Source organism: Pseudomonas sp. A-RE-19, assembly GCF_019956555.1.
In the GTDB taxonomy this organism is placed as follows: Bacteria; Pseudomonadota; Gammaproteobacteria; order Pseudomonadales; family Pseudomonadaceae; genus Aquipseudomonas.
In genome coordinates this window covers 89,976-115,634 of the sequence record NZ_JAHBDQ010000066.1, presented here as the reverse complement: position 1 = coordinate 115,634, position 25,659 = coordinate 89,976, and the positions used below count along the sequence as shown (strand labels likewise).

At 56.4% G+C, this 25,659-nt stretch carries 22 protein-coding genes; 13 read left to right on the top strand and 9 right to left on the bottom strand.

Annotation, left to right across the window (positions count from 1 at the left end; translation table 11 throughout):
- Positions 1-405 precede the first annotated feature (405 nt).
- Entirely contained in the window at positions 406-1,125 is a 720-nt protein-coding gene (locus KGB14_RS24885) for a response regulator transcription factor (RefSeq protein ID WP_223489440.1), read from the top strand.
- Positions 1,126-1,252: 127 nt separating this feature from the next.
- On the opposite strand, the gene KGB14_RS24880 is transcribed toward KGB14_RS24885, so the two are convergent.
- On the bottom strand, positions 1,253-2,152 hold the full coding sequence (locus KGB14_RS24880) for an EamA family transporter (protein WP_223489438.1): 900 nt from the start codon (positions 2,150-2,152) through the stop codon (positions 1,253-1,255).
- 164 nt (positions 2,153-2,316) lie between these two features.
- Here KGB14_RS24880 and KGB14_RS24875 point away from each other — a divergent pair, with 164 nt between their 5' ends.
- Complete coding sequence (locus KGB14_RS24875) at positions 2,317-3,114, top strand: AraC family transcriptional regulator (protein ID WP_223489436.1); 798 nt, start codon at positions 2,317-2,319, stop codon at positions 3,112-3,114.
- 345 nt (positions 3,115-3,459) lie between these two features.
- On the opposite strand, the gene KGB14_RS24865 is transcribed toward KGB14_RS24875, so the two are convergent.
- The 4 genes from KGB14_RS24865 to KGB14_RS24850 form a co-directional block, all read right to left on the bottom strand.
- On the bottom strand, positions 3,460-4,818 hold the full coding sequence (locus KGB14_RS24865; protein ID WP_223489434.1) for an OprD family outer membrane porin: 1,359 nt from the start codon (positions 4,816-4,818) through the stop codon (positions 3,460-3,462).
- Positions 4,819-4,880: 62 nt separating this feature from the next.
- Positions 4,881-6,227: a citrate-proton symporter gene (locus KGB14_RS24860; RefSeq protein ID WP_223489432.1), complete on the bottom strand. Its 1,347-nt coding sequence runs from the start codon at positions 6,225-6,227 to the stop codon at positions 4,881-4,883.
- Between the two features lie 83 nt (positions 6,228-6,310).
- Positions 6,311-7,699, bottom strand: a complete 1,389-nt coding sequence (locus tag KGB14_RS24855) for an amidase (protein WP_223489430.1) — start codon at positions 7,697-7,699, stop codon at positions 6,311-6,313.
- 155 nt (positions 7,700-7,854) lie between these two features.
- Positions 7,855-8,742, bottom strand: coding sequence for a LysR family transcriptional regulator (locus tag KGB14_RS24850; protein ID WP_223489428.1), 888 nt, complete (start codon positions 8,740-8,742; stop codon positions 7,855-7,857).
- A gap of 140 nt (positions 8,743-8,882) precedes the next feature.
- Between KGB14_RS24850 and KGB14_RS24845 the strand changes: the two genes are divergently transcribed.
- From KGB14_RS24845 to panB, 7 genes are read left to right on the top strand one after another with little or no spacing between them, the layout of a single operon-like run.
- The gene (locus KGB14_RS24845; RefSeq protein WP_223489426.1) at positions 8,883-10,424 is read left to right on the top strand and encodes an AMP-binding protein; all 1,542 of its coding nucleotides are present in this window, start codon (positions 8,883-8,885) and stop codon (positions 10,422-10,424) included.
- Entirely contained in the window at positions 10,411-10,671 is a 261-nt protein-coding gene (locus tag KGB14_RS24840) for an acyl carrier protein (protein ID WP_223489423.1), read from the top strand. The genes KGB14_RS24845 and KGB14_RS24840 overlap by 14 nt, the downstream gene beginning before the upstream one ends.
- A gap of 27 nt (positions 10,672-10,698) precedes the next feature.
- Complete coding sequence (locus KGB14_RS24835) at positions 10,699-11,826, top strand: acyl-CoA dehydrogenase family protein (RefSeq protein WP_223489742.1); 1,128 nt, start codon at positions 10,699-10,701, stop codon at positions 11,824-11,826.
- Between the two features lie 39 nt (positions 11,827-11,865).
- On the top strand, positions 11,866-13,047 hold the full coding sequence (locus tag KGB14_RS24830) for an acyl-CoA dehydrogenase family protein (RefSeq protein WP_223489421.1): 1,182 nt from the start codon (positions 11,866-11,868) through the stop codon (positions 13,045-13,047).
- Between the two features lie 6 nt (positions 13,048-13,053).
- Positions 13,054-14,262 (top strand): MFS transporter, encoded by a 1,209-nt coding sequence (locus KGB14_RS24825; protein ID WP_223489418.1) that lies wholly within the window; start codon positions 13,054-13,056, stop codon positions 14,260-14,262.
- Positions 14,259-15,056 carry an alpha/beta fold hydrolase gene (locus KGB14_RS24820; protein WP_223489416.1) on the top strand — a complete coding sequence of 266 codons (798 nt, stop codon included), beginning with the start codon at positions 14,259-14,261 and terminating at the stop codon, positions 15,054-15,056. The genes KGB14_RS24825 and KGB14_RS24820 overlap by 4 nt, the downstream gene beginning before the upstream one ends.
- A gap of 42 nt (positions 15,057-15,098) precedes the next feature.
- Entirely contained in the window at positions 15,099-15,923 is an 825-nt protein-coding gene (gene panB, locus KGB14_RS24815) for a 3-methyl-2-oxobutanoate hydroxymethyltransferase (protein ID WP_223489414.1), read from the top strand.
- Positions 15,924-16,352: 429 nt separating this feature from the next.
- On the opposite strand, the gene gyrB is transcribed toward panB, so the two are convergent.
- The 4 genes from gyrB to dnaA are packed head-to-tail and all read right to left on the bottom strand — an operon-like array spanning position 16,353 to position 22,563.
- Positions 16,353-18,770, bottom strand: a complete 2,418-nt coding sequence (gene gyrB / locus KGB14_RS24810; protein WP_223489412.1) for a DNA topoisomerase (ATP-hydrolyzing) subunit B — start codon at positions 18,768-18,770, stop codon at positions 16,353-16,355.
- Between the two features lie 5 nt (positions 18,771-18,775).
- Positions 18,776-19,879, bottom strand: coding sequence for a DNA replication/repair protein RecF (recF, locus tag KGB14_RS24805; protein ID WP_008007898.1), 1,104 nt, complete (start codon positions 19,877-19,879; stop codon positions 18,776-18,778).
- A gap of 20 nt (positions 19,880-19,899) precedes the next feature.
- A complete protein-coding gene (gene dnaN, locus KGB14_RS24800) occupies positions 19,900-21,003 on the bottom strand; it encodes a DNA polymerase III subunit beta (RefSeq protein WP_007903001.1) in 1,104 nt (367 codons plus the stop codon).
- A 39-nt stretch (positions 21,004-21,042) separates the two neighbouring features.
- Positions 21,043-22,563: a chromosomal replication initiator protein DnaA gene (gene dnaA, locus KGB14_RS24795; protein ID WP_223489410.1), complete on the bottom strand. Its 1,521-nt coding sequence runs from the start codon at positions 22,561-22,563 to the stop codon at positions 21,043-21,045.
- Positions 22,564-23,131: 568 nt separating this feature from the next.
- Here dnaA and rpmH point away from each other — a divergent pair.
- Genes rpmH through yidC form a run of 4 tightly spaced genes read left to right on the top strand, consistent with a single transcriptional unit; the run spans position 23,132 to position 25,610 of the window.
- Entirely contained in the window at positions 23,132-23,266 is a 135-nt protein-coding gene (rpmH, locus tag KGB14_RS24790) for a 50S ribosomal protein L34 (protein WP_003213577.1), read from the top strand.
- A 16-nt stretch (positions 23,267-23,282) separates the two neighbouring features.
- Positions 23,283-23,684: a ribonuclease P protein component gene (gene rnpA / locus KGB14_RS24785; protein WP_223489740.1), complete on the top strand. Its 402-nt coding sequence runs from the start codon at positions 23,283-23,285 to the stop codon at positions 23,682-23,684.
- On the top strand, positions 23,677-23,922 hold the full coding sequence (gene yidD, locus KGB14_RS24780; RefSeq protein ID WP_052966011.1) for a membrane protein insertion efficiency factor YidD: 246 nt from the start codon (positions 23,677-23,679) through the stop codon (positions 23,920-23,922). Before rnpA ends, yidD begins: the two co-directional genes overlap by 8 nt.
- A 2-nt stretch (positions 23,923-23,924) precedes the next feature.
- On the top strand, positions 23,925-25,610 hold the full coding sequence (gene yidC, locus KGB14_RS24775) for a membrane protein insertase YidC (RefSeq protein ID WP_223489402.1): 1,686 nt from the start codon (positions 23,925-23,927) through the stop codon (positions 25,608-25,610).
- Positions 25,611-25,659 lie beyond the last annotated feature (49 nt).

The following is a 25,659-nucleotide window of genomic DNA, read 5'->3' as shown; positions in this document are numbered from 1 at the left end:
AGCGAGCGGGGCGTTTTCTGTCTGTAGTGAGTGCACAGGAGCAAAGCCTGGCGAATCACCCATTACCAAGTTTGTTTCTGTCGAATCGAAGTAATGCGCCGCAGCCTGATGATGAATAACTGGAATCGACTGGACCGCAGAGCATCCCAGCCCAATGCCAGCCGCCAACATCAACGCCGTCAACTTGGTGAATCCATTAGAGAGAATCTTCAAGCGCATCTTTCTCACAGTTCTTTTTAAGCATTCTTCCAATAACTCATCGCCTGCCGGCGAAGTGATATCAGCGTAGCCATACCGGAGAAATTCACAGCAATTCACCACAATTGTTCAGATTCGATCAATCAGCCTAAACTCTTGTAGGAATTTTCTTAACGTTACACTTACGAGATGAAGGAACTACTCGGCATGCGTGTCGCAATACTGGATGACGAACCCGCCGAGCTCCGCCGGGTGGAACAGACACTGCGACAGATCCCCGCAACGGGAGAGCAAGCATGGACGTTGCACAGTTTCGAGCGGGGAGAGGACTTGCTGCGGCAACTTCGACGGGAGACCTTCGATCTGCTGATCCTCGATTGGCAACTGCCCGATATCAGCGGCCTGTCGTTGTTGCGCTGGACCCGTGAACATATGGAGGCACCACCTGCCGCGATCATGCTCACCAGTCGCGATACCGAAAGCGATATCGTCCAGGCATTGAACGCCGGGGCTGACGATTACGTGAGCAAACCGTTTCGTCCCAACGAGCTGATGGCTCGGGTCAGCGCGGTGCTTCGTCGGCATCGACTGCAACGCGCGGCAGCCACCGAAATACTGACATTCAATGACCTTCAATTCGACGACGCCGAACTCACCGTCACCCGCGCCTCCACCCCCATCAGCTTGACCGAACGGGAATACCGTCTCGCCCGCTGCCTGTTCGCCAACCTGGGCCGTCCCTTGTCCCGTGAATACTTGTATGAGCGCTTTTGGACCCATGAAGAAATGGTGTCCTCCCGCCCGCTGGACACTCATATTTATCGTCTGCGCAACAAGCTGGGCCTGACGGCTGATCGCGGTTGGCAACTGCTGACGATTTACGGGTATGGGTATCGACTTGAGAGCGTGGCCACTGCGAGCGAATGACGACGTTTCGACGATCAATAAAAAAGGCCAACGCTAAGCGTTGGCCTTTTTCGTTTAGCGGTTTTGCCGGATGATTCGGCAGCCCTGGCAAACGCTGGCGAAAATGCATAGTTCTGGCACGACCGATTCAGTCAGGACGGAACGCGGCTTTGGGGGCGGCATTAATTGTGCCGGGGGACTTACGATAGAGGCCGACCGCCAATCCCATAATGATGATCGCAATTGAGATCAAGTTCGGTGTCGAGATGTGTTCGCCGATAATCAGCATCGAACTGCCGATGCCGAATACCGGAATCAGCAACGACAGCGGTGCCACTGTTGATACAGGATAAAGCTTCAACAGCGAATTCCATCCCCAATAGGCAAAGTGTGTGGCCAGGTAAACCTGGAAAACAATCGACAGTACAGCCGTCAAGTCGAGACTGCTTTGCAGGTTCTCAAAGGGCGCGGCGCCCTGCATGAGCCAAGCGATGAAGAAGAGCGGGAAGGGTGGAAACAGACTGGCCCAGACCATGAATGAAAAGATCTCTTTGACACCGGATTTCTTGATAATCACGTTGCCTACGCTCCAAGCGACTGCACTCAACACTATCAGCAGTACTCCAAGTATTGCGTGCTCTCCTTGCTGGGTAGAAATGATGCCCGCCAACCCGACCAATGCCAGCAGTGCCCCGATAAGCTGAGCCCCACGTAGCTTCTCTTTAAACAATAACGCCCCCCAACCCATGGTGAAGAACACACTGAGCTGGATGATCAGCGAAGCAATACCGGGGCTGACACCGACCTGAATGCCATAGTTGATCACGCCCCACATACCCAATCCGAAAATGAAGCCGTAGGCGACAACATAGCTGAACTTGATGGCGGGGCGCTTTATGAAGAACACCAAGGGTATGGCGGCGAGTGCAAAGCGTATTCCGGTTAACACAAAGGGATCGATCAAGCGTAAACCCAGCTTGGTGATTGGAAAGTTCACTCCCCACACTAAGGTGACGAATATCGCCAGAACCAAATGTTTTTTCTGCATGTCCCTAGCCTCACATTAAGCGGCACACCGCGTAGGCGGTGTGCCGCTTTCCAATCAGTTCAATGCGAACCGTTTCTGCATCAGTTTTTTTTGGAGATGCGATTCTATGGTCCAAAATTTTGGCCTGCTTGCTATAGCAGGTCTATTTTTGTCAAAATCGGGCCATGTCGATCAATCAAACACTGGATCCCTACGAGCATGGAAGCCCCGATGCTGTGGTGAGCCTGAGCAAGTATTCTTCGGGTACTGTTTTTGCCCGGCACACTCACAGTCGTGGTCAGTTTGCGTACGCCTCGACGGGCGCGTTGAAGATGTTCACCGATCTGGGGAATTGGGTTGTCCCGCCTCAAAGAGCGCTTTGGGTTCCCGCGTGCGTGTCGCATGAAATGCATATGCGCGGCGACGTGACCATGATCAATACTTACCTCAATGAGGCTGCCTCCATCCGCGCCGGTTTGCCTGAGCATTGCCAGGTCTACAATGTTTCGCCGCTGCTCAGGCACCTGTTGGAAGCAGCGTTGGCCATTGATCCGGAGCAACCGCCCAATATCCGAAGCCAATCCGTGCAGATGCTACTGGTGGATGAAATCGGCGCCATGTCGGAGCTTCCACTGAGCGCACCTTTGCCTTCAGAACCTCGACTGGCCCAATCGTGCCATCGGTTCCTTGATGCACCCACGCAGAATATTTCCATCAGTGAAATGGCCAGTTGGTCGAACATGAGCCGGCGAACGTTCACGCGAAGTTTTCGGGAAGCGACTGGCATGAGTTTTGTGTTCTGGCGGCAACAAGTCTGTTTGCTAGAAGCAACATCCAGACTGAGTAATGGTTCATCTATCACCGAAGTGGCGATTGATCTGGGTTACAGCAGCCCAAGCGCATTTACCTCGGTGTTTCGGCGCAACCTGGGGGATTCACCGGGGCGTTATCTGGCCAAGTCCAAAGGTGCATCGATGTTCTGAGCGATTGATCGAGAAGGGGAACAATCGACCCCTTGGCACGTCGATACGCCGTTTCAACGGAGTGAGAGTCACCAATCTGCGAACCCTGGCCTACACCATGATCGGCAGCTTCCTCGATATGCCAGGACTGGCCATTCCCTCTGGAGTTGATCCACAAGGGCTGCCGACATCGGTCCTGATCTCTGCACTCCAGGGCCGAGACGACGTGCTAGGTGTCGGAATAACCATCGAGCTTCGGATACAGGCGGCTCTGCGTATACCGCAACCGTCCCCGTTCAGTCGCGGTGCTCAAGTGCAGGAAACGATGGCCGGAACGATGCAGCACTGTGTTCGCTGAACTGAGCCTCAGAATAGGTTGATCGGCACGTTGGCGACGATGCGGAACTCGTCGTAACTGCCGTCAATCTGCCCGCCGCTGGCGAGGTGGTTGTAGACGATGGTGCGCAGCACCGAGTTTTTGAGTTTTCCGGACTGGATGATGTAGCCCAGCATCAAACCGTTTTCGTAGTGTTTCGCGCCGTCCAGGCCGCGCACGTTGTAGCCGGTATTGCGGCCGTAGCGGTCGCCGGCGTAGTGGGTGCCGTCGATGTCCCAGCCTTTGGCGTGCCACAGGCTGGCGGTGAGGCCAGAGACTCCGTAGGTCGTGAAGTCCAGGTCGTAGCGCAATTGCCAGGACTTTTCGTTGGGGCCGTTGTAGTCCGCGTATAACGAGTTGGCCATGTAGTTGCCAGTGGATTCCCACACATAGTCAAAGTACTCATTGCCGAATACTTGCTGCCAGGCAAGCGTCAGGCTGTGGGCCCGGTGAGTGCCGGTGAAGGCCAGGCTGGCGGCGTTGTTGTCGATGTAGCCGAGGTTCTTCTTGCCTGAATCACTGGTGTGGTAGTAGTTGAAGGCGGTCTTGAGGGCCAGATTGTCTTGGGCGCCCATGCGGTGTGTAACGCCGACGTAGGTCTGGTCCCACATGTCTTCGAAACGCGAGGCATAGACGCTGGCTTCCAGCCCATAACCCGGTTTGACCGTGGCCCCTAGGTAGCTGATGCGCGCGCCACTGTAGGCGCGGTTGCCGAAGGTGGTGGTCAGCTTTTCGGCGCCGGTGCCGGTGCGCGGAATCGCCCGTTCGAAGCTGCCGCCCTGCATCGACAGCCAGTCGAGTTCGTTGCTGAGCAGACCCACGCCCTGAAAGCTGGAGGGCAGGGCGCGGTTGTCCTTGTAGCGCAGGATCGGATTGTCGGTCATTAGCCGGCCGGCCTTGAGCTCGGTGTTGGACAGGCGAACACGCACATCACCTACCCCCAGGCGACTCCATGTGGGAATCGCATCGCCGTCGCCGTCTACCAGCACCCGGTCGCCGCCGTTGGCCACCTTTCCGTGGCCGCGCTCCAGGTTTACGGCACTGAAGATCCCTGCATCCATGCCGACGCCGATCAGACCCTGGGTATAGCCGGAGCTGTACTTGAGCATGCTCGTCTGCACCCAGGTTTCGCGAACACGGGTGGGCTCGATGCCGCCGGGTTTCTTGATGATCAGGTGAGTGGTGCGTTTGGTGTGCTGGTTGGAATAGTAGTGACGCAGGTTCAGGTCCAGGGTACTGCCTTCCAGAAAGCCTGGCGCGTTAACTTGGGCCTGCTCTCGGGAAAATGGCTGAGCGAAAGCCTGGGTGCTGGATGCCAAAGTGACGGCCAGCAAAAGACGTGGATACATGGTAAATCCCGTACAAATCAGATGTAAGGCAACCGTCCCGGAAAGGCCTGGGGACGCGTTTATCAGCGGACCTGGGCTTCTGCAAGCCGGGTTTCGCGGGCGGGGCGTTCGGGCAGCGACGGACGCGTTTCCTTGGCGAACCAGGCGGCGGTCAGGCACACAAGGTTAGCGATCAGCAGGTACCAGACTGGTGACATCGGGTCACCGGTGGAGCCGATCAGCCAGGTAATGATGATCTGCGCCGTACCGCCAAACGCTGCTACACCGAAGGCGTAGACGATGGAGAAACCGGTGGCGCGCACCGATTTCGGGAAGCTCTCCACCAGCAGCACGATCAACGCTGCGCCGCTCATGCCATGCAGACCCGAGAGTACCGCCAGGGTCAGCAGGAAGGTCGCCGAGCTGGGGTGCTCGGTCATCAGTTGCAGGGCCGGGAACAGGATCAACAGCAACACCACTCGGGGCGTCATCAGGGTCACCCGACGCCCAAAGCGGTCGCAGAGCATGCCACCGGCCACCGCGCACACAGCCATCGCGGCGCCGGCCACCAGGGTCGAGAGCATGGAAATGCTGGTGGGCAGCTTCAATTCGGTGAGGGCGAAGGTGGTCATGTAGTTCAGGAAGTACTGGGTGATGGTACTGCCGGAAAGAATCAGCAGCCCCAACACCAGAGCGCGCCGGTGTTTGCCGCCTATTTCCCGTACCAGATCGCCGGTGCGGGTTTGTTCGGAGTGGCCGTGGAAGGTTTCGGCAAGATTGCGGCGGATGTAGATACCGATCGGCAACACCAGCAGGCCGAACACGAACGGTACACGCCAGCCCCAACTATTGAGGTCTTCCGGGGACAGGACTTTGGTCAGGGTGAACCCCACCAGCCCGGCTACCATGGCGGCGAAGCCCTGGGCAACCACTTGCCAGCAGGCGTAGGTGCCGCGTTTGTGGGAGGGCGCCGCTTCAAGGATGTAGGTGGTGGCGGGGCCGGCTTCACCGCCCCAAGCCAGGCCCTGGATCATGCGGGTGACCACCAGCAGGATCGGCGCGGCGATGCCGATGGTCTCGTAGCCGGGCAATATCGCGATGCTGCCGGTGCCCACAGCCATCATCACCAGGGTCAGAAGCATCGCCGGTTTGCGCCCGACGCGGTCGGCGTAGGCGCCGATCAGTACCGCACCCAGGGGCCGGACGATAAAGCCGGTGCCGAACGCGATGACCGACAGCATCAGACTGACGAAGGCACTGTCGGACGGGAAAAACGTATGGCCGATCATTACCGCAAACGTTGCGTATACACCGAAGTCGAAAAACTCCACGGCGTTACCCAGAACTACAGCGAAGATGCTCTTCTTGCCGGCGCCCGGGGTTGGTGTGTCGAGTGCAGGATCGGGTCGTGTCAATTGTTGTACGGGCATTCCATTGCCTTTCAGGTCGATAGAGCACCGGCCAGGACGGCCCGGAGCTACAAGGTGGGAGGGGAATTCTTGAAGGGTTGAATTCAGGCAGGATTCGGCCAGCAGTGAATTGCGCCACGCCAGCTTTCGTAGGTTTTTGCGATTTGCAGCAGCCATTGATCGGCAAAGCGCGGGGCGATCATCTGCAGTCCGATGGGCATGCCGTCGGCGGCGAAACCGCAGTTAATCGACAGCGCCGGTTGTTCGCCCATGTTCCAGGGCACGGTGAACACTATGTGTTCGAACGGTTGCTGCGGGTCATTGCTCGGTGACGGCCAGTCGGCCGCAAAGGCGTTGATCTGGTTGGTAGGGGAGAGCACCAGGTCGAATGTGTCGAACAACTGCGCGGCGCGGCGGCGCATTTCGAAGGTCTGGTTGAAGCCCCGTACGGCTTCCACGCCGGTGATATCGGCGCCTGGGGCGGCCCAGTCGCGGATATACGGCAAGACTTTGTCGAATTGCTCGCTGCTCAAGGCCGACAGCTCAGCCCATTGGCGAGCGCGCCAGAACTGGTCGAGACCGTCGAGCTGGGCGCGGTCCATGATCGGCGCAATCAACGTGACCTTGGCACCGTGGGCTTCGAACAGCCCCGCTGCTTGCTCCACCGCTTTACAGACGAAATCTTCAGGTGTGAGGCCGGCACCGGGTTCAAGCATCAGGCCGACACGCAGGCCCTTTACCGACAGCGGCTGATTGCTCCATTCAGTGGTAAGCGGTGGCAGGCTGGTAGCGTCGCGCGAATCGGGGCGGGCCAGATGTTGCATCAACAACACGCAATCATCGACCGTGCGGGTCATGGGGCCGGCTGTGCGGCCGGTGTAATACGGGTCGATGGGGATGCGCCCCAGCGTCGGCTTGAAGCCGACCAGCCCGCACCAGGCCGCGGGCAGTCGCACCGATCCACCGATGTCGGTGCCGACGTGCAGAGGCCCGTAACCGGCGGCTGCGGCGGCGGCGGCCCCGGAACTCGAGCCGCCAGTGTTGTTGGCTGTGTTCCATGGGTTGCGGGTGATGCCGTGGAAACTCGATAGGCCCGAAGAGAGCATGCCGAAATCCGGGATAGTGGTCTTGGCCAGGATGATTGCCCCGGCTTCACGCAAGCGCGCGGCGGGCGGTGCATCCTTCAGCGCCGGCGTCAGGCGGGTGGCGGCGCTGCCCAGCGGGATGGGCACGCCCTCAGTGGCGATCAGTTCCTTGAGGGTCACCGGCACACCGTCGAGGGCGCCGTTGGGTTGGCCTTTGTTCCAGCGTTCAGTGGAGGCTTGGGCCTGCTGACGTACTTGCTGCGGGTCGAAGGCGTAGAGCGCATTGATCTGCGGCTCCCAGCGGTCGATGTGGGTCAGAAGCTGGTCGTAATAGTCGATGGGAGCGAGTTGCCGGCTGGCGAATCGGGCCAGGAGTTCGGCGGCCGTAAGGGTGTGCAGGTCACTCATCATTCTCTTCCTTGGAATGGGCCGGCGGGTTGCAGTGGGGGCGACTATATACACCCCGCTGTGCATCGGCCAACACATGTTCAGCAAAAGCGCTGGGCCGTATTTGTATAGACCTTTGTTTTTGGCGCAGGGAACGACGTCGAAGATATGCCAGGTTATTGGCCAGCGTCGGTTGCCAACAGTTCAAGCCATTGCTGCGCCGCTACCGACAGCTGTGAGCTCTTGCGCCAGATGACGACGAGTTGCCACTGTAGTTCGGCGCATTCGAGCGGGACGATTTCCACACCGGGTGGGATATGGTGTTGAGCCAATAGCCTGGGCAATACCAGCAGGCCTGCGTTCGCAGCCACCAATGACAAGCAAAAGGCCAGGTTGTCGCTTTTGGCCGCCTGTAGGCGACTGACGTCCAGAGCAGGGCAACAGAGCTTGATGCGGTGATTGAGGATAGAGGCACCCTGTAGCTGCACCCATGGGTGATGCGCTAAATCCGGCAGCGTCAGTCGATGGTGGTTGGCGAGTGGGTGGCGAGGCGGCAGGACGACAACGAGTGGCTCCTCACAAATCGGAAGCCAGGCCAGGTCGTCTCCCTCTGGTCGCAGACTGATAGCCAGTTCTATCTCGCCCTTGCGAACGGCCTCCTCCAGGGCTTGTCCTCCTTGTTCACGCAATTGGAGTTCCACTTGGGGAAAGCGTCGCTGAAACTCGGTCAACACGACCGCTATATGATCGGTACTGCCTAAAGGAGGTAACCCCAGCCGAAGGACGCCGGTGACGAGGCTATTGAGCAAGTTCACGTCGGTCAGCATTTGCTTGCTGCGGCTCAGCAATCCCTTGGCGTGGCGGAATACCACTTCGCCCGACGGGGTCAAGCGTGATGGCACGCCTGGACGGCTGCGAACCAATAGCGTCGTACCCAGTTCTTCTTCGAGCAATTGAACGGCTTTGCTAAGCGCCGATTGGGTGACGTGAATGTTGTGGGATGCCTTCGAGAAGCTGCCATGCTCTGTCACTTCCACGAAATAGCGCAAGTTCTTCAGATCCATCTGTATTCCATTTCCGCATAGAGTTTATAAAAATTGTTCATTCACTTAGGTTGGAGAAATCCTCCTACTATCGATTATCGATCTTCCAAAACGTCCGAATGCCAAGACGGGGAACGTCAAATTAGTAGTAGAGGCCAACCTTGTTCAATGATTGTATTCGGCTTGATCAGACGCTGGTTGAAGCTGCACAGCGCTATCCACAGAGGCCCGCGCTACAAGCGGAAGATGCGTCATTCAGCTATCAACAACTGAACGAAGCGGTTAATAAATTATGCGAGTTGATGCGTGCAGAAGGGGTGCATGCTGGTGATCGAATAGGCATCTATATTGCGAAGAGCGCAGCCGCTGTTGTGGCCATTTATGCCGCATTAAGGCTGGGGGCATTAGTCGCTCCGATGGATGTCAAGGACCCCGCGGAACGGGGCGCACGGATGTTGGCCAACGCCGACCTGGATTTTTTATTGGCGACCCCTGCAAGCCAAGCAGCAGCATCCAAGGTGGTTTCCATTCATGGTCAGTCTGGCGATGCTCGCACAGTGGGCGGGCTATGGCTGTTCCCCTTGCGAGGACAACCACTTCGACATGCTGGGTGCGAGGGTGGCTATGTTTTGTTTACATCAGGCAGTACCGGCGCGCCCAAGGGTGTATGCCTGTCCCATGCCAACGTCCTGCATTTTTGTGCCTGGGCGGCACGCGCAGTTGCTCTGGACTGTGAGGACCGTGTTGGATCACAAGCGGCACTCACATTCGATCTGACGACCTTCGATCTATTCTCGACTGCACTGGCTGGAGCCTGCCTTTGTCTGTTGCCAGACTATCTTAAGACTTTTCCTCGCGATGTGACGCGTTGGCTGGGTGAGCAGAGTATCTCAGTGTTCTACGCAGTACCCACCTTGTATCAGATGCTGCTACAGCAGGGCGGGATTGAGCAATCGAGGCCGTCTGCACTACGCGCTGCGTTGTACGCAGGTGAACCTTTCCCGCCACAACTGCTTAAGCGCTATCTGACTGCATTCCCCGACTTGCCGTTCTACAACCTGTATGGGCCTACGGAAACCAATGTGTGCACCGCAGAACAGGTGAGTCTGCCGAGTATCGAGACGGTTTTGCCGTCGATCGGTTGGGCGATTGATGGAGTGGAAGTCGAAATCATCGGTGACGACGGTCGTGCAGCGTCGGAGGGTGAGATTTTCGTTGCAGGGCCGACGGTGTTCGCTGGTTATTTGGTTGATGGCGTATGTCGCGATGCCCGCCGTGCAGTGTATTTCCGCGATGGAGTGGAAAGGTTGGCCTATGGCACGGGGGATATCGGGTATCAGGCGGCGGATGGTCGCTTTCATCTGCAAGGTCGACGTGACCATCAGGTGAAGCGTCGCGGCCACCGCATTGATCTTCTGGACATAGAAAGTGCGGTATTGGCATTGCCGGGTGTTGAAACTGCTGCCGTTGTGGCTCGCCAAGGCACAGAGCCGGATTGCGAGATCTGGGTACATGTGGTGAGTGCTGGCGCAGGTCGCGATGACATTGTTCGCGGTTTGAGCGAAGCATTGCCGAAGAGGATGCGACCGGATGGAGTTCGTATGGCGCGAAAGCTGCCAGCTACTGCCAACGGCAAAATAGATCGACGTGCTTTGAGCATGTTGAGTGTAAACATGGAAGAGATAAGTAATGAAGAACATTGAAGCGCTGTGCTCGCTGATTCAGTCAAATCTGCTAACGCAATACCAAAGTGCAGACCTTACTGTGGTACCGGACACGGCGTTACTGGAGGAAGGTTGGTTGGACTCTCTAACGATCATATCCATTGTCGTCGACGTTGAGAAAAAGTTCGAGATAGCTTTCCCTGAAAACAAAGTCGTCGCAGCTTCATTTCGCACGCCTGCCGCGCTATGGGCCGTAATTGAAGCCAGCCTGGTCGAGCTCGCTTGAGTCTGTGCCGATAAGAGAGGGCGAGTGATGCTGTTCGGAGACGAAGACAAGATCGTTGAACAAACGGTGCAGGAGGGCTGCATCCAAGGGGAGGCTTTGCTGCCTGAGTTGGAAGGAAAAACCTTCCGCGAGCAATGGTTGTTGGCAGCGGCTACAGGGCTGCTGCGTTCTTCCAATAGCACGGTGACAAACAAGCTCGCCATGGTGGAAGGATTGGGCATGAGCGGCGTGAGTCCTGCCCTTTGCTATGCACTTGCTTCACAGTTGTTCGGTATGCAATTGCCCATGCAGACTTGGCTGAATACCGAGCAGCGGAAACAACTGGCAGGCCTGGAAGATGGGGAGACGCTGTTGTGTCACGCGCTGACTGAAGCGCATGGCGGTAGTGATCCGATGTCGATGGAAACCGTGGCTGAACGTCAGGCGGACGGTAGTTATCGGTTGACGGGCGAGAAGCGCTTCATTACCGCTGCCCCGGTAGCAGATCACGCCTTGGTGTTCGCTCGTACCGGTAAGGGGCGATCACCATTCGATTTATCAGTCGCACTAGTTGACCTGTCCGATGCGGGCGTACTGCGTAGTGAGCCGCTGGACAAGGCCGCATTGCCCGGTGTACCGATGGGCGTGTTGACCTTTGACGGTGTGCGGTTGGAGGAGCACAGCCTGTTGGGGGGCGAGGGTGCAGGTTTCTCTGTATTGACCGCGACTACTACCTGGGAGCGAGCTCTCCTCATGGGGTATGCGCTAGGCCCCATGCGCAGCATGCTGGTTCAGACGGTGGAGTGGAGCCGGGATCGAAGTCATTTCGGAAGATCAATGGGTTCCAGTCACCTAGTGGCCGGGCATGTGGCCGACATGAGCATGGCCCTTTATCGTTCGCGAAAATTGCTATATGGCATTGCGCGGCGCATCGATGCCGGAGTGACTATCCGTCAATTGAGTGGTGAGGCTGCGATGGTGAAGATATCGGTTTCTGAAGACTTTACGCGGCTGTCGCAGTTGGCAGCCCAGTTAGGTGGTGTGCGTTCTTACATCGCAGATTCCGGTCGGGCGATCGATCTCATCAGTCCATTGGCTTCAATGACCTATGCGGGGGCGAACGATCTGCTACGTATCAGCGTGGCGCGCCAGGCTGGTTTGCCAGTCGAGAACTGAGCGTTAGCGCTTTTTGAATAATATATAAGGTCAACGTAAATGGCTTTGCCACACCAAATCGATGAAATTCTCTCGTTGGTAGACCGCATCGGAACACAGCTGGTCGACTTGGCTCCGTTGGTGGATAACCAACAATCGGATAGTAGCGAGAGCTATCGACTGATAAAGGAATCTGGTCTGTTGGGGTTGTTGATCCCTCGCGATGCTGGGGGGGCGGGTCTGAGTTATCTGGAATATAGCCAGGTTCTGGCACGACTTGCCCAGTATGACGCGGCAACTGCGCTGGGATTCAATATGCACAATGTGGCGCTTGGCTCGTTGTGTGAGTCGGCGGGGAAATCGCTGTCAGCGGCTGCGGATGCCTTTCGCTCCTGGGTATTTGATGAGGTGATATCGCACAACAAGATGTTTGCATCTGCGACATCCGAGCTGGGCAGTGGTGCGCGGTTGCGAGGTATCCAGACACATTATCGACCGCATGAAGGCGGCTTCCTGCTCAATGGCAACAAGTCTTTTGTGTCGTTGGCAGGCGCTGCAGATTACATCGTAGTAACGGCAAGACCCGAGGGTAACGACAGCGACAGCGAAATCAGCCACTTCGTGGTCGGTCGCAATGACGAAGGCGTGCATTGCGGCCAGGTTTGGGACGGGTTTGCAATGAATGGTACCCAGACCGCCAGCATGACTTTTGAAAATGTGCTTTTGACCCGCCAGCGTTTGTTTCTTGCAGTCGAAGGGATGTCTTTATTCAAGCTGGTACGTGAGCCCCATTGGATGATTTCCGGCTATACCGGTGTTTATCTTGGGATTGCTACTGCGTTGTTGCAATACATCACCGAGGCCGTGCGCACCACGCCTTCCCAACGAGAATCCAGCGCGATCCATCAGGAAGTAGGCAGGCTGTCGGCTGAATTACAAGCGGGGAGAGCGTTGCTGAATCATGCTGGCACACTCATCGAACAACGGCGCGGAACGATAGATGCAAATGCCGCTGTGCATGCCGCCAAGTACTTCATCGGTGAACTTGCGCCGAAGATGGCAATGGCGGCGGTGAAGCTTTGTGGTGCGAGCACATTGAATCGTAGCCGACCGCTGGAACGACTGCTGCGCGAATCGTTCTTTTGCAGTGTTATGCCGGCCAAGCCAATGGACTGTCTGGAATACTTAGGCAAGGCCCAACTGGGGGTTAATCTGTTCGATGCACGACAGATTAACTGGTAATGGCTCATGCGAATTCCAGCCCAATTCAGACGCGCCGCCTGGCTCAGCACTTATCTGTTGTTGGTGGTGATGATGGTGGGGACGTTACCGACGCCATTGTATCCACTCTATGCCACACAATTAGGCTTGTCTCCGTTTGTAGTGACGTTGGTATTCGCGTCCTACGCACTGGCCATCCTGTTCAAACTAATGGTGTTTGGTCGATTGTCTGATTTGTTGGGCCGACGAGTAGTGCTGGGGCTCGGGATCGGGCTGACATTTGCAAGTCTGTTGAGCTTTTTACTCTGGCCCACGTTAGCCGGTTTGTTCGTTGGGCGAATATTGTCCGGGATGGCAGTAGGGTTGATGGTGGGTGCCACGACTGCCTATCTGACCGAGTTGCTATGTAATCGGTCACTCGCGGCTCTGATCTCCAGCTTGAGCAACATGAGTGGTCTAGGGCTTGGAGCGTTACTGTCTGGCTGGGTGGCAGAGAATGCGGCGCATCCGCTCCATGCCAGTTATATAGCACTGCTGTTCATGCTGTTGCCAAGTGTGCTGTTGCCATGGCTACCCGAAACAGTGATGCATGGAGGTTCTCGCCCACCGTTACGATTGCAGCGATTGAGGATACCGAGTGAGATGCGGCAAGCCTTTATGGCCGTGGCAATGTCGGTGCTGTGCGGCTTTAGCTTTCTTGGCTTGTTCGCAGCACTGGCAGGTCGTTTCCTCGCTGTTGGATTGCATCACAGTGGCCTTCTGTTGAGCGGAGGCATTGTATTTTTGACTTTTTGCAGTGCTGCCATTGGCCAGTTGTTGGTATTGCGATTGTCGGCCCGTCGAGTCGTTCCCGTGGGTGTCTGGCTACTGCCCCTGGCTTTGGCCTGTGTCTGGCTGGCCTTTCATTTTGCATCCTTGTCCTTGTTCCTGGGGGGAGCGGTGCTGGGAGGGATGGGGGCGGGCATGGTGCTGCGCGGAGGTCTGGGACTGGTGACGATGTTGTCTCCTGCCAATCGTATTGCGGAAGTCAGTTCGGGCTTTTTCGTCGCGGCATATTTGGGGTTGATTGTGCCCGTGGTGGGGGTGGGTTTGCTTTTGTCCGTATGGGACATGTCTTCAACCATAGGCCTGTTTGGTGGACTGGTGACGATATTGGTGATTTTCAGCAGTCGTGCGATTTTGGGGCTTGGCCCGGTACCGGAACCCGGTTTGTCTATCGCAGTAGGGGGTGAATGATGGCGACGATCTCGCTGAATGGCGGAGAAATTGATTATTTGCTGATCGATGGAGCGTCGGATCTTTCTCCACTTGTACTGCTGCATGAGGGGCTCGGTTGCATTGCGATGTGGCGGCGTTTCCCGTATCGACTGGCAGCAATGACCGGACGCCGAGTGCTCACTTATAGCCGCTATGGTTACGGTCACTCGTCTCGAGCGGATCTGCCACGTCGTTCTGACTATATGCACGTGGAGGCGCAGCAGGTATTGCCTGAACTGCTGGAAAAACTGGAGCTTCGCAATCCAGTGCTGGTTGGTCATAGCGACGGCGCGTCCATCGCGCTGCTCCACGCGAGCAAATTCCCTGTTGCGGGGCTGGTGCTGTTTGCTCCACATGTTTTCGTCGAATCCATCACATTGAGCGGAATCGACGCCGCGCGGAATTCGTTCCTGACCGGAAACCTGGAACGACAACTCGCTCTGTTTCATCCCGATCCCAAAGCAGTATTCGAGGGGTGGAGTAGTGTCTGGTCATCCGATCATTTTCTAGACTGGAATATTGAGCAGTGCCTGGCCGATATCAGTTGTCCTGTCTTGTTGTTGCAGGGAGATCGGGACGAGTACGGAACGCTGGCGCAGTTGAGCGCGATTCAACGGAAGATACCCGCAGTTGTCACCCAACATTGCCTGATCGATTGCGGACACTCGCCGCATCTTGATCAGACCGACCACGCACTTGATCTTATAGTCGAATTCTTTGACCGGATGACGGGCGCATCACCCAAAGCCGAATTGGCGTCTGCGTCGATTTAAGAGGTCCTTCCTTCAACGCTATTTTCGCGAGGAGCTAACTTCATGAGTACCGCAGTCAGTGAAACCCGCCGTCTAACCGTGCCCGACATCAGGGCTTGCAAGGGCAAACGCAAGATCGTGTCGTTGACCGCACACAATCGATCGCTCGCTGAGATCGTTGACGAATTTGCCGACGTTATCCTGATGGGGGATTCGACCGCGATGGTTGCCTACGGGCAGCCCAACACGCTGGATTTCACATTGGATCAGACGATACAACATAGTCGCGCGGTAGTGCGTGCAACACACCGCGCGTGCGTGGTAGCTGATCTGCCGTTCGCCTCCTACCAGGAATCACCGGCTCAGGCATTCCGCAGCGCAGCGCGGTTGATGATGGAGGCCAATATCGCAGCAGTAAAGTTGGAAGGCAGTGCGGTCATGGCGCCCACTGTGCAGTTTCTGGTGGAGCGGGGCATTCCAGTGATGGCGCATATTGGGTTGATGCCTCAGTTCGTCAACACCATGGGTGGCTTCAAAGCCCAAGGTATGGACGAACAATCGGCAGACTCTATCCGTGAGGCAGCCATGGCGATGGAATCAGCAGGTGCCTTTTGCATCGTGCTGGAGGGGGTAGCAGAGCCGCTGGCCCGAGAGTTGACCGAGGTACTGCGCGTGCCAACCATCGGAATCGGGGCCTCGCCCGCGTGCGATGGCCAAGTGCTGGTGCTCGAAGATATCCTGGGTCTTGGTGGTGAGTTCGTACCGCGTTTCGCTAAACGTTATGCCGATGTCCATGCTGTTATCCGCGATGCAGTGGGCCAGTACGCATCTGATGTCCGCAATGGCTGCTTTCCTGAACTCTCGCACTGCTTTGGAGTGAAACGCTGACATTAATACTGCTTAACTCAGGCTGACTGTCTCAATGCCTCCAATAACTGGGCAAACGTGTGTGCGGTGAGAAGTTCGCGCTGGTTCTTCCGACCACCGACTACTGGGAGCATTTCGGTGGAGAGGCCGTTAGGAACAAAGCGCAAACGCCGATTCCGTGCAGGTGCGTCGGCTATTTGAAGTTTAAGATCCTTATCCGTCATTCTTGAGCGTTCTGGGTAAGCCCGATGGCACAATTACTTCATGTAACGCCCCTGATGTAGGCGCCTTCCTCGGGCGGGCACCAGCACTCTGCCTGGCAGAAGGGCAGATACCGAATTTTCGAGCGCACACAAAAAAGGCCAATTCAAAGAATTGGCCTTTTTTGTGTTGAGTCCGTCGATCATCTATTTGTGAAAATGATCAACTATTTTGGGAACCTACACCGGATCAGAAGTCCAGGTTGGAAACCGCCAATGCGTTGCTTTCGATGAAGTCACGTCGAGGTTCGACCGCATCGCCCATCAGGGTGTTGAAGATCTGGTCTGCGCCAATGGCGTCTTCGATGGTCACTTTGAGCATCCGGCGCTGGCTTGGGTCCATGGTGGTTTCCCACAGCTGATCGGGGTTCATTTCACCCAGACCTTTGTATCGCTGGATGGTGTGACGCTTGGTGCTTTCAGCCATCAGCCATTCAAGTGCTTCCTTGAATTCGGTGACCGGCTTCTTGCGCTCGCCGCGCTGGATGTACGCGCCCTCGTCAAGCAAGGTGCTCAATTGAGCGCCCAACGACACAACAGTCTTGTAATCGTTACTGCCGAAGAAATCGCGGTTGAAGGTGATGTAGTTCGACAGGCCGTGGGAGATCAGTTCGACCTCTGGCAGCCAGACGTTACGTTCACGGTCTTCACGCAGGCTGGCTTTGTAAACCAGGCCGGATTTCTCGACGGTGCGCAGGCGAACTTCGAACTGAGCCATCCAATCCTGCATCGCTGCGTGATCGGACAGTTGCTCCATGCTCACCGCTGGCAGGTAGATGAAGTGCTCGGTCAGTTCCTGCGGGTACAGGCGCGACAGACGCTTGAGGGTCTTCATCACCAGGCGGAAGTCATTCACCAGACGCTCAAGCGCTTCGCCGGAGATCCCCGGGGCTTCTTCGTTCAGGTGCAGGCTCGCGTCTTCCAGGGCCGACTGCGTCATGTACTCTTCCATGGCGTCGTCGTCTTTGATGTATTGCTCTTGCTTGCCTTTCTTGACCTTGTACAGCGGTGGCTGAGCGATGTAGATGTAACCGCGCTCAATCAACTCCGGCAACTGACGGAAGAAGAAGGTCAGCAACAGGGTACGGATGTGCGAACCGTCGACGTCAGCATCGGTCATGATGATGATGTTGTGATACCGCAGCTTGTCGATGTTGTACTCGTCACGGCCAATGCCGCAGCCCAGCGCGGTGATCAAGGTGCCTACTTCTTGCGAAGAGATCATCTTGTCGAAACGTGCCTTCTCGACGTTCAGGATCTTGCCCTTGAGCGGCAGGATGGCCTGGGTGCGACGGTTGCGTCCCTGCTTGGCGGAGCCGCCAGCAGAGTCACCTTCCACAAGGTACAGTTCGGAGAGGGCAGGGTCTTTTTCCTGGCAGTCAGCCAGTTTGCCCGGTAGGCCGGCGATGTCCAGCGCGCCTTTACGGCGGGTCATCTCACGAGCCTTACGCGCCGCTTCACGCGCACGCGCCGCGTCGATCATCTTGCCGACGACCAGCTTGGCTTCGTTCGGGTTCTCCAGCAGGAAGTCAGAGAAGTACTTGCCCATTTCCTGTTCAACCGCGGTCTTCACTTCGGAAGACACCAGCTTGTCTTTGGTCTGGGAACTGAACTTCGGATCCGGCACCTTCACCGAAATAATCGCCGTCAGGCCTTCGCGGGCATCGTCACCGGTAGTGGCAACTTTGTGCTTCTTCGCCAGACCTTCAGCTTCGATGTAAGTGTTCAGGTTACGCGTCAGTGCGGAACGGAAACCCACCAGGTGAGTACCGCCATCGCGCTGTGGAATGTTGTTGGTGAAGCACAACAGGTTCTCGTTGAAGCTGTCGTTCCACTGCAGGGCGATTTCCACGCCGATACCGTCTTCACGCTGGATGTTGAAGTGGAACACCTGGTTGACCGCAGTCTTGTTGGTGTTCAGGTATTCAACGAACGCACGCAGGCCACCTTCATACTTGAACAACTCTTCCTTGCCGCTGCGCTCATCCTTGAGGACGATGCCGACACCGGAGTTGAGGAAGGACAGTTCACGAATCCGCTTGGCCAGGATGTCCCAGCTGAAGTGGATGTTTTTGAAAGTCTCAGCCGAGGGCTTGAAATGAATCTGGGTGCCGGTGGTTTCGCTCTCGCCAACGATCTTCATCGGCTCTTGCGGAACACCGTGGACGTAAGTCTGTTCCCAGATTTTGCCGCTACGGCGAACGGTCAGGACCAGTTCTTTGGACAGCGCGTTCACAACCGAAACACCTACACCGTGCAGACCGCCGGATACCTTGTAGGAGTTGTCGTCGAACTTACCGCCGGCGTGCAGCACGGTCATGATGACCTCGGCTGCCGAAACGCCTTCTTCTTTGTGCACGTCTACCGGGATGCCACGACCGTTGTCGCGAACGGTGATGGATTCGTCCGGATGGATGATGATGCTGATGTCGTCGCAGTGGCCGGCCAAAGCTTCGTCGATCGAGTTATCGACCACCTCGAACACCATGTGGTGCAGACCACTGCCATCGTCGGTGTCACCAATGTACATACCGGGACGTTTGCGTACGGCATCCAGGCCTTTCAGCACTTTAATGCTCGTTGAGTCGTACGTATTTTCTTCGCTCAATGCCTTCACTCCCGATGGTCGTGGGTCTGGGTGATACGGCCCTGTTCCACGTGGAACAGAGCGACTGGCGTTTCCGTCTGCCAGCCTTCCCTCAATAATTCGTGATCTACACAGGTGATAAAGACCTGGCAGCGTAAGTCTTCCAGCAAGCGGCAAAGCGCGCGACGGTGGTGCTCGTCCAGTTCGGACGGCAGGTCATCCACCAGATAAATACACTGGCCGCGTCGGGCCTGGCTAACCAAGTGCCCCTGGGCGATCCGCAATGCACAGACCACCAACTTCTGCTGACCACGGGACAAGATGTCCGCGGCGTTATGTGCGCCCAATCTGAGACGCAAATCAGCGCGTTGTGGTCCGGCCTGGGTATGACCCATTTGCTGATCCCGTTGAAGGGACCCGGCGAGCACTGCACTCAACTCTCGGTCTTTGTCCCAACCCCGGTAATAGCTGAGCGTTAAGCCCTCAAGCTCAACCAATTCGCTCAAGGTCTGTTCAAAGACTGGTTTCAAGGCTTTGATGTAAGCGCGGCGGTATTCATCTATTTCAGCGCTGGCCTGGCACAGTTCCCTGTCCCAAACCGCTTGCGAAACGGCGTCAAGTGTACCATGCCGCAGCCAAGAGTTTCTCTGGCGCAAGGCCTTCTGCAAGCGCTGCCACGTGGACATGAATCGCGGTTCCACGTGGAACACACCCCAGTCGAGAAACTGTCGCCGAATCTTGGGTGCGCCTTCCAGCAGGCGGAAGCTGTCCGGGTTGATCAATTGCAGCGGCAGAATTTCTGCCAGTTGTGCAGCACTACGGGCGTTCTGACCGTCGATACGGATCTGGAACTCACCTTGGCGGTCGCGAGATATCCCCAGTGCGCTATGCCCACCCTCAGCCAACTCAACCTGGCCAAACACCGTACACGCCAATTGCTCGTACTGAATGACCGGCAACAAGCGGCTACTACGAAAGGAACGGGCAAGCCCCAGCAGATGGATGGCTTCCAGAACACTGGTTTTGCCGCTGCCGTTAGCGCCGTAAAGAATGTTGATTCGGGGAGAGGGGGAGAAGGTCACCGGGTGCAGATTGCGCACCGCGGTGACCGAGACGCGACTTAAGGACATCTAGCTTCTGCTGAGCATGATTACAGACGCATCGGCATGACAACGTAGGCCGAGTCGTCGTTGTCGGACTCTTGCACCAGCGCACTGCTGTTGGAGTCGGACAGGATCAAGCGAACCTGCTCGGTGGTCATCACGCCCAGTACGTCGAGCAGATAGCTCACGTTGAAACCGATTTCCAGAGAGCCGCCGTTGTACTCAACGCCCACTTCTTCTTCCGCTTCTTCCTGCTCCGGGTTGTTCGCCTGGATCTTCAGCTGACCATTGGCCAATTGCAGACGGATACCACGGTACTTCTCGTTGGACAGAATCGCAGTACGGCTGAACGCTTCACGCAATGCCTGACGATCGCCGAGTACCAGCTTGTCGCCGCCTTTAGGCAGAACGCGCTCGTAGTCAGGGAATTTACCGTCGACCAGTTTCGAGGTGAAGGTGAACTCGCCGGTAGTGGCGCGAATGTGGTGCTGGCCCAGCACGATGCTGACATTGCCGTCCGGTTCAGTCAGCAGACGCGCCAATTCCAGAATACCTTTGCGTGGCACGATGACTTGATGACGGTCCGGCTGACCGATATCGGCCTGCATCGAGCACATGGCCAGACGGTGACCGTCGGTGGCCACGGCGCGGATAATCCCGGCCGAGACTTCCAGCAGCATGCCGTTGAGGTAGTAACGTACATCCTGCTGCGCCATGGCGAAGCTGGTACGTTCGATCAAACGACGCAATTTGCTTTGCTCGAGGCTGCAAGTCAGCGAGCCCGGGCCTTCTTCCACCGTCGGGAAGTCGTTGGCTGGCAGGGTCGACAGGGTGAAGCGGCTACGGCCAGCCTTCACCACGAGCTTCTGCTCGTCGACCTTGATGTCGATCAGTGCGTCGTTCGGCAAGCTCTTGCAGATGTCCATCAGCTTGCGCGCAGGCACGGTGATGGAACCTGGGTCCGCAGGTTCTTCAAGTTGCACACGACCGACCAGCTCGACTTCCAGGTCGGTACCGGTCAGCGACAGTTGCTGGCCTTCGACAACCAGCAGCACGTTGGAGAGCACCGGCAAGGTCTGTCGGCGCTCGACGACGCCTGCGACCAGTTGCAGGGGTTTCAACAGGGCTTCGCGTTGAATGGTGAAATGCATGGTCTAGTCCCTTGCCTTAATAAGCTGCGCTGGTGTTCATCAAGTGGTCAGTGTACGCAGCAGGTTCTTATAGTCCTCGCGGATGTCCGCGTCGGATTCCTTAAGCTCGTTGATCTTGCGGCAGGCGTGCAAAACAGTCGTGTGGTCGCGGCCGCCAAACACATCGCCGATTTCCGGCAGGCTGTGGTTGGTCAATTCCTTGGACAACGCCATGGCGACCTGACGCGGACGTGCCACCGAGCGTGAACGACGCTTGGACAGCAGGTCGGAGATCTTGATCTTGTAATACTCGGCGACGGTGCGCTGAATGTTATCCACAGAGACCAGCTTGTCTTGCAGCGCCAACAAGTCTTTCAAGGATTCGCGAATCAGCTCGATGGTGATATCGCGGCCCATGAAGTGCGAGTGGGCGATCACGCGTTTGAGCGCGCCTTCCAGCTCACGGACGTTGGAGCGAATACGCTGGGCAATGAAGAACGCCGCGTCGTGTGGCAAATCGACTTTGGCCTGGTCGGCCTTTTTCATCAGGATCGCCACACGGGTTTCCAGCTCCGGCGGCTCGACGGCAACCGTCAGGCCCCAGCCGAAACGTGACTTCAGGCGTTCTTCAAGGCCTTCGATTTCTTTCGGATAGCGGTCACTGGTAAGAATGACCTGCTGGCCACCTTCAAGCAGGGCGTTGAAGGTGTGGAAAAACTCTTCCTGGGAACGTTCCTTGCGGGCGAAGAACTGAATGTCATCGATCAACAGCGCGTCCACCGAACGATAGAAGCGCTTGAACTCGTTGATCGCATTCAGCTGCAAGGCCTTGACCATGTCCGCGACGAAACGCTCGGAATGCAGGTACACGACCTTGGCATTCGGATTCTTCTTTAATAGGTGGTTACCCACAGCGTGCATCAAGTGGGTTTTACCCAAGCCGACGCCACCATAAAGGAAGAGCGGGTTGTAACCGTGCTTGGGGTTGTCCGCCACCTGCCAGGCTGCAGCACGAGCCAACTGGTTGGACTTACCCTCGACGAAGTTTTCGAAGGTGAAAGTACGGTTCAGGTAGCTGGTGTGCTTTAGCGCACCTTCAACCTGCACCGTGCGCTGTTCAGCGCGAACCGGAGCCTGTTGCGAACTGGCGCCGGCCATTGGATCGAAGCTGTCGCGGGATGGCTCTTCACTGACATCAGCAACTTTTTGCGTCGAGCGTTTGGTCGATGCAGCTGCCGGGGCTGGCGCCGGAGCGCTGACAGGCGCTTGAGCGGCCTGCGCCTGGGACGCCGCAGCGGCCAACGGGGCATTGGGTGCCGCACGCGGTGCCGAACTGCGTTTGCTGCCTATTAATAAGGAAAGCGCCGGCGCCAGGCCATTGCCATGCTCATCCAGCAGTTCAAGTACGCGCCCCAGGTACTTTTCATTGACCCAGTCGAGAACAAAACGATTAGGCGCGTAGACACGCAGCTCGTCGCCTTCGGCTTCGACCTGTAGTGGACGGATCCAAGTGTTGAATTGTTGGGCAGGCAGCTCATCGCGCAAAAGCTCCACGCACTGCTGCCAAAGTTCCACTGACACGGATATCCCCTAAGTTGAAAGCCGGTGAGGCAAAAACAAGCGGTCATTGTAGCGACCAGACGTCCACTTATCCACATGCAGGTTGCGCACAGGGCATGATTTATCAATGCGTTAACCCTGGAAAAGAAGACCAACGGTATGTGCATAAGCTCTGTGGATAACCGTCCATGAGGGCACTGGACAAGTGGGGGCGAAACTCGGTGGATAACCTGACTGTGGATAACTGGCCTTTCCACACACAGCTTATCCGACAGCGCAGCACAGGCTGATCACCGTTTTCCACCGTAGTTGTCATTCTCTGTACATCACGGTTTATAAGGCCTTAAAGCAGTTATCCACAGATGATCGTGTGCCTAGCTTTTATAAGCTTTACAGAAAAGCTTTAAATAATTCCCTTCTTTATTTCTATATCTAGCGAACGACCTGCGGGCGAGCAAAACGTCTGGAGATCTATTTATAAGGAAACGCTGGTTGGAAATTGACCTAGAGGCTTGCTTTCTCTAGAATCCCCGGTCTCTTAAAACGGGGGCCATTCCGGCCCGTTGTGGACGAACCAGGTAACACGACAATGAAACGTACTTTCCAACCAAGCACTATCAAACGCGCTCGTACCCACGGTTTCCGTGCTCGCATGGCTACCAAGAACGGTCGTGCCGTCCTGTCGCGTCGTCGCGCCAAAGGTCGTGCGCGTCTGGCAGTTTGATAATCCGGCACTGGAGGTGAGTCAGGACTTCAGTCGGGAAAAGCGTCTGCTTACTCCCCGGCATTTCAAGGCAGTCTTTGACTCCCCTACCGGCAAGGTTCCGGGGAAAAATCTCCTGCTCCTTGCGCGCAACAACGATCTTGATTACCCCCGTCTCGGGTTGGTTATCGGGAAAAAGAGCGTAAAGCTCTCCGTCGAGCGCAATCGCCTCAAACGTCTGATGCGCGAATCGTTTCGCCTGAACCAGGATTCACTGGTCGGTTGGGACATCGTTATCGTCGCGCGTAAAGGTTTGGGCGACGTAGAAAACCCCGAATTGATTCAGCATTTCGGCAAACTCTGGAAACGTCTGGCACGCAGCAAGCCAGTATCAGCAGTCAAAACCGAAACTGTAGGGGTAGACAGTCCCGATGCGTAAACTGGCGCTCGTTCCGATCCAGTTTTATCGCTATGCCATCAGTCCCCTGATGGCCAGTCACTGTCGTTTCTACCCCAGTTGTTCCTGCTACGCGTATGAAGCCATTGAAAATCATGGCCTTCTGCGCGGTGGCTGGCTGACCTTTCGTCGTTTAGGTCGCTGTCATCCGTGGAATCCCGGTGGTTATGACCCGGTTCCATCTATCCCTACCTCCCGTTCTTCTTCGATGGCCGAGTAATCATGGATATCAAACGCACGATCCTGATCGTCGCCCTGGCAATCGTGTCCTACGTTATGGTTCTTAAATGGAACCAGGACTATGGTCAGGCTGCCCTGCCGACTCAGAATGTTGCTTCCAGTACTACCGCACCGGGCCTACCGGATACGGCAACTGGCAATAATGCTTCTGTCAGTGACGACATTCCCCGCGCCGCAAGCGATACCAGTGCAACTGCACCTGCTGAAACGCCAGTAGCTGCAAGCAAAGACCTCATCCAGATCAAAACGGATGTGCTCAATCTGGCCATCGATCCACAAGGTGGTGATGTTGCCCAGTTGACGTTGCCGCTGTATCCACGTCGCCAGGACCATCCGGAAATTCCGTTCCAGTTGTTCGATAACGGCAACGAGCGGACTTATCTGGCTCAAAGCGGTTTGATCGGCACTAACGGTCCGGACGCAAGTCCTGCCGGTCGTCCGGTTTACTCCTCCGAGAAGAAGATTTATCAACTGGCTGACGGTCAGGACCAATTGGTCGCAGACCTGAAGTTCAGCAAGGACGGCGTCAACTACATCAAGCGTTTCACACTGAAACGTGGCCTGTATGACGTAACCGTTTCCTACCTGATCGACAACCAGAGCGCTCAGCCCTGGTCCGGTGCAATGTTCGCGCAATTGAAGCGTGACGCCAGTTCCGACCCTTCTTCCAGCACCGCCACCGGCACCGCGACTTACCTGGGCGCCGCCCTGTGGACAAGTAACGAGCCGTACAAGAAAGTGTCGATGAAGGACATGGACAAGGCTCAGCTGAAAGAAACCGTCACCGGTGGCTGGGTTGCCTGGTTGCAACACTACTTCGTGACTGCCTGGATTCCGGCCAAGGGCGAAAACAACGTCGTCCAGACCCGTAAAGACAGCAAAGGCAACTACATCATCGGTTACACCGCCCCGGCAATGACTGTCGCGCCAGGTGCGAAAGCTGAAACCAGCGCCGTTCTGTACGCCGGTCCGAAAAGCCAGGCTGTGCTGAAAGAGTTGTCCCCAGGTCTGGAACTGACGGTCGACTACGGCATTCTGTGGTTCATTGCCCAGCCAATCTTCTGGCTGCTGCAACATATCCACGCACTGGTCGGTAACTGGGGCTTTTCGATCATCTTCCTGACCATGCTGATCAAAGGGATTTTCTTCCCGCTGTCGGCTGCCAGCTACAAATCCATGGCACGCATGCGTGCAGTGGCACCGAAACTGGCGGCGCTGAAAGAGCAACATGGCGATGACCGGCAGAAAATGTCGCAATCGATGATGGAGCTGTACAAGAAAGAGAAGATCAATCCATTGGGTGGCTGCTTGCCAATCCTGGTGCAGATGCCGGTTTTCCTTTCGCTGTACTGGGTTCTGCTGGAAAGCGTGGAAATGCGCCAGGCGCCGTTCATGCTGTGGATTACTGACCTGTCGATCAAGGATCCGTTCTTCATTCTGCCGATCATCATGGGTGCAACCATGTTCATCCAGCAGCAGTTGAACCCGACGCCTCCGGATCCGATGCAGGCCAAGGTGATGAAGCTGATGCCAATCATCTTCACCTTCTTCTTCCTGTGGTTCCCGGCGGGTCTGGTGCTGTACTGGGTTGTGAACAACTGCCTGTCCATCGCCCAACAGTGGTACATCACGCGTAAGATCGAAGCGGCTACCAAAGCAGCTGCCTGATTTACACTGTGGATAACCACTCAAAACGCCCCCTAGTGGGGCGTTTTGC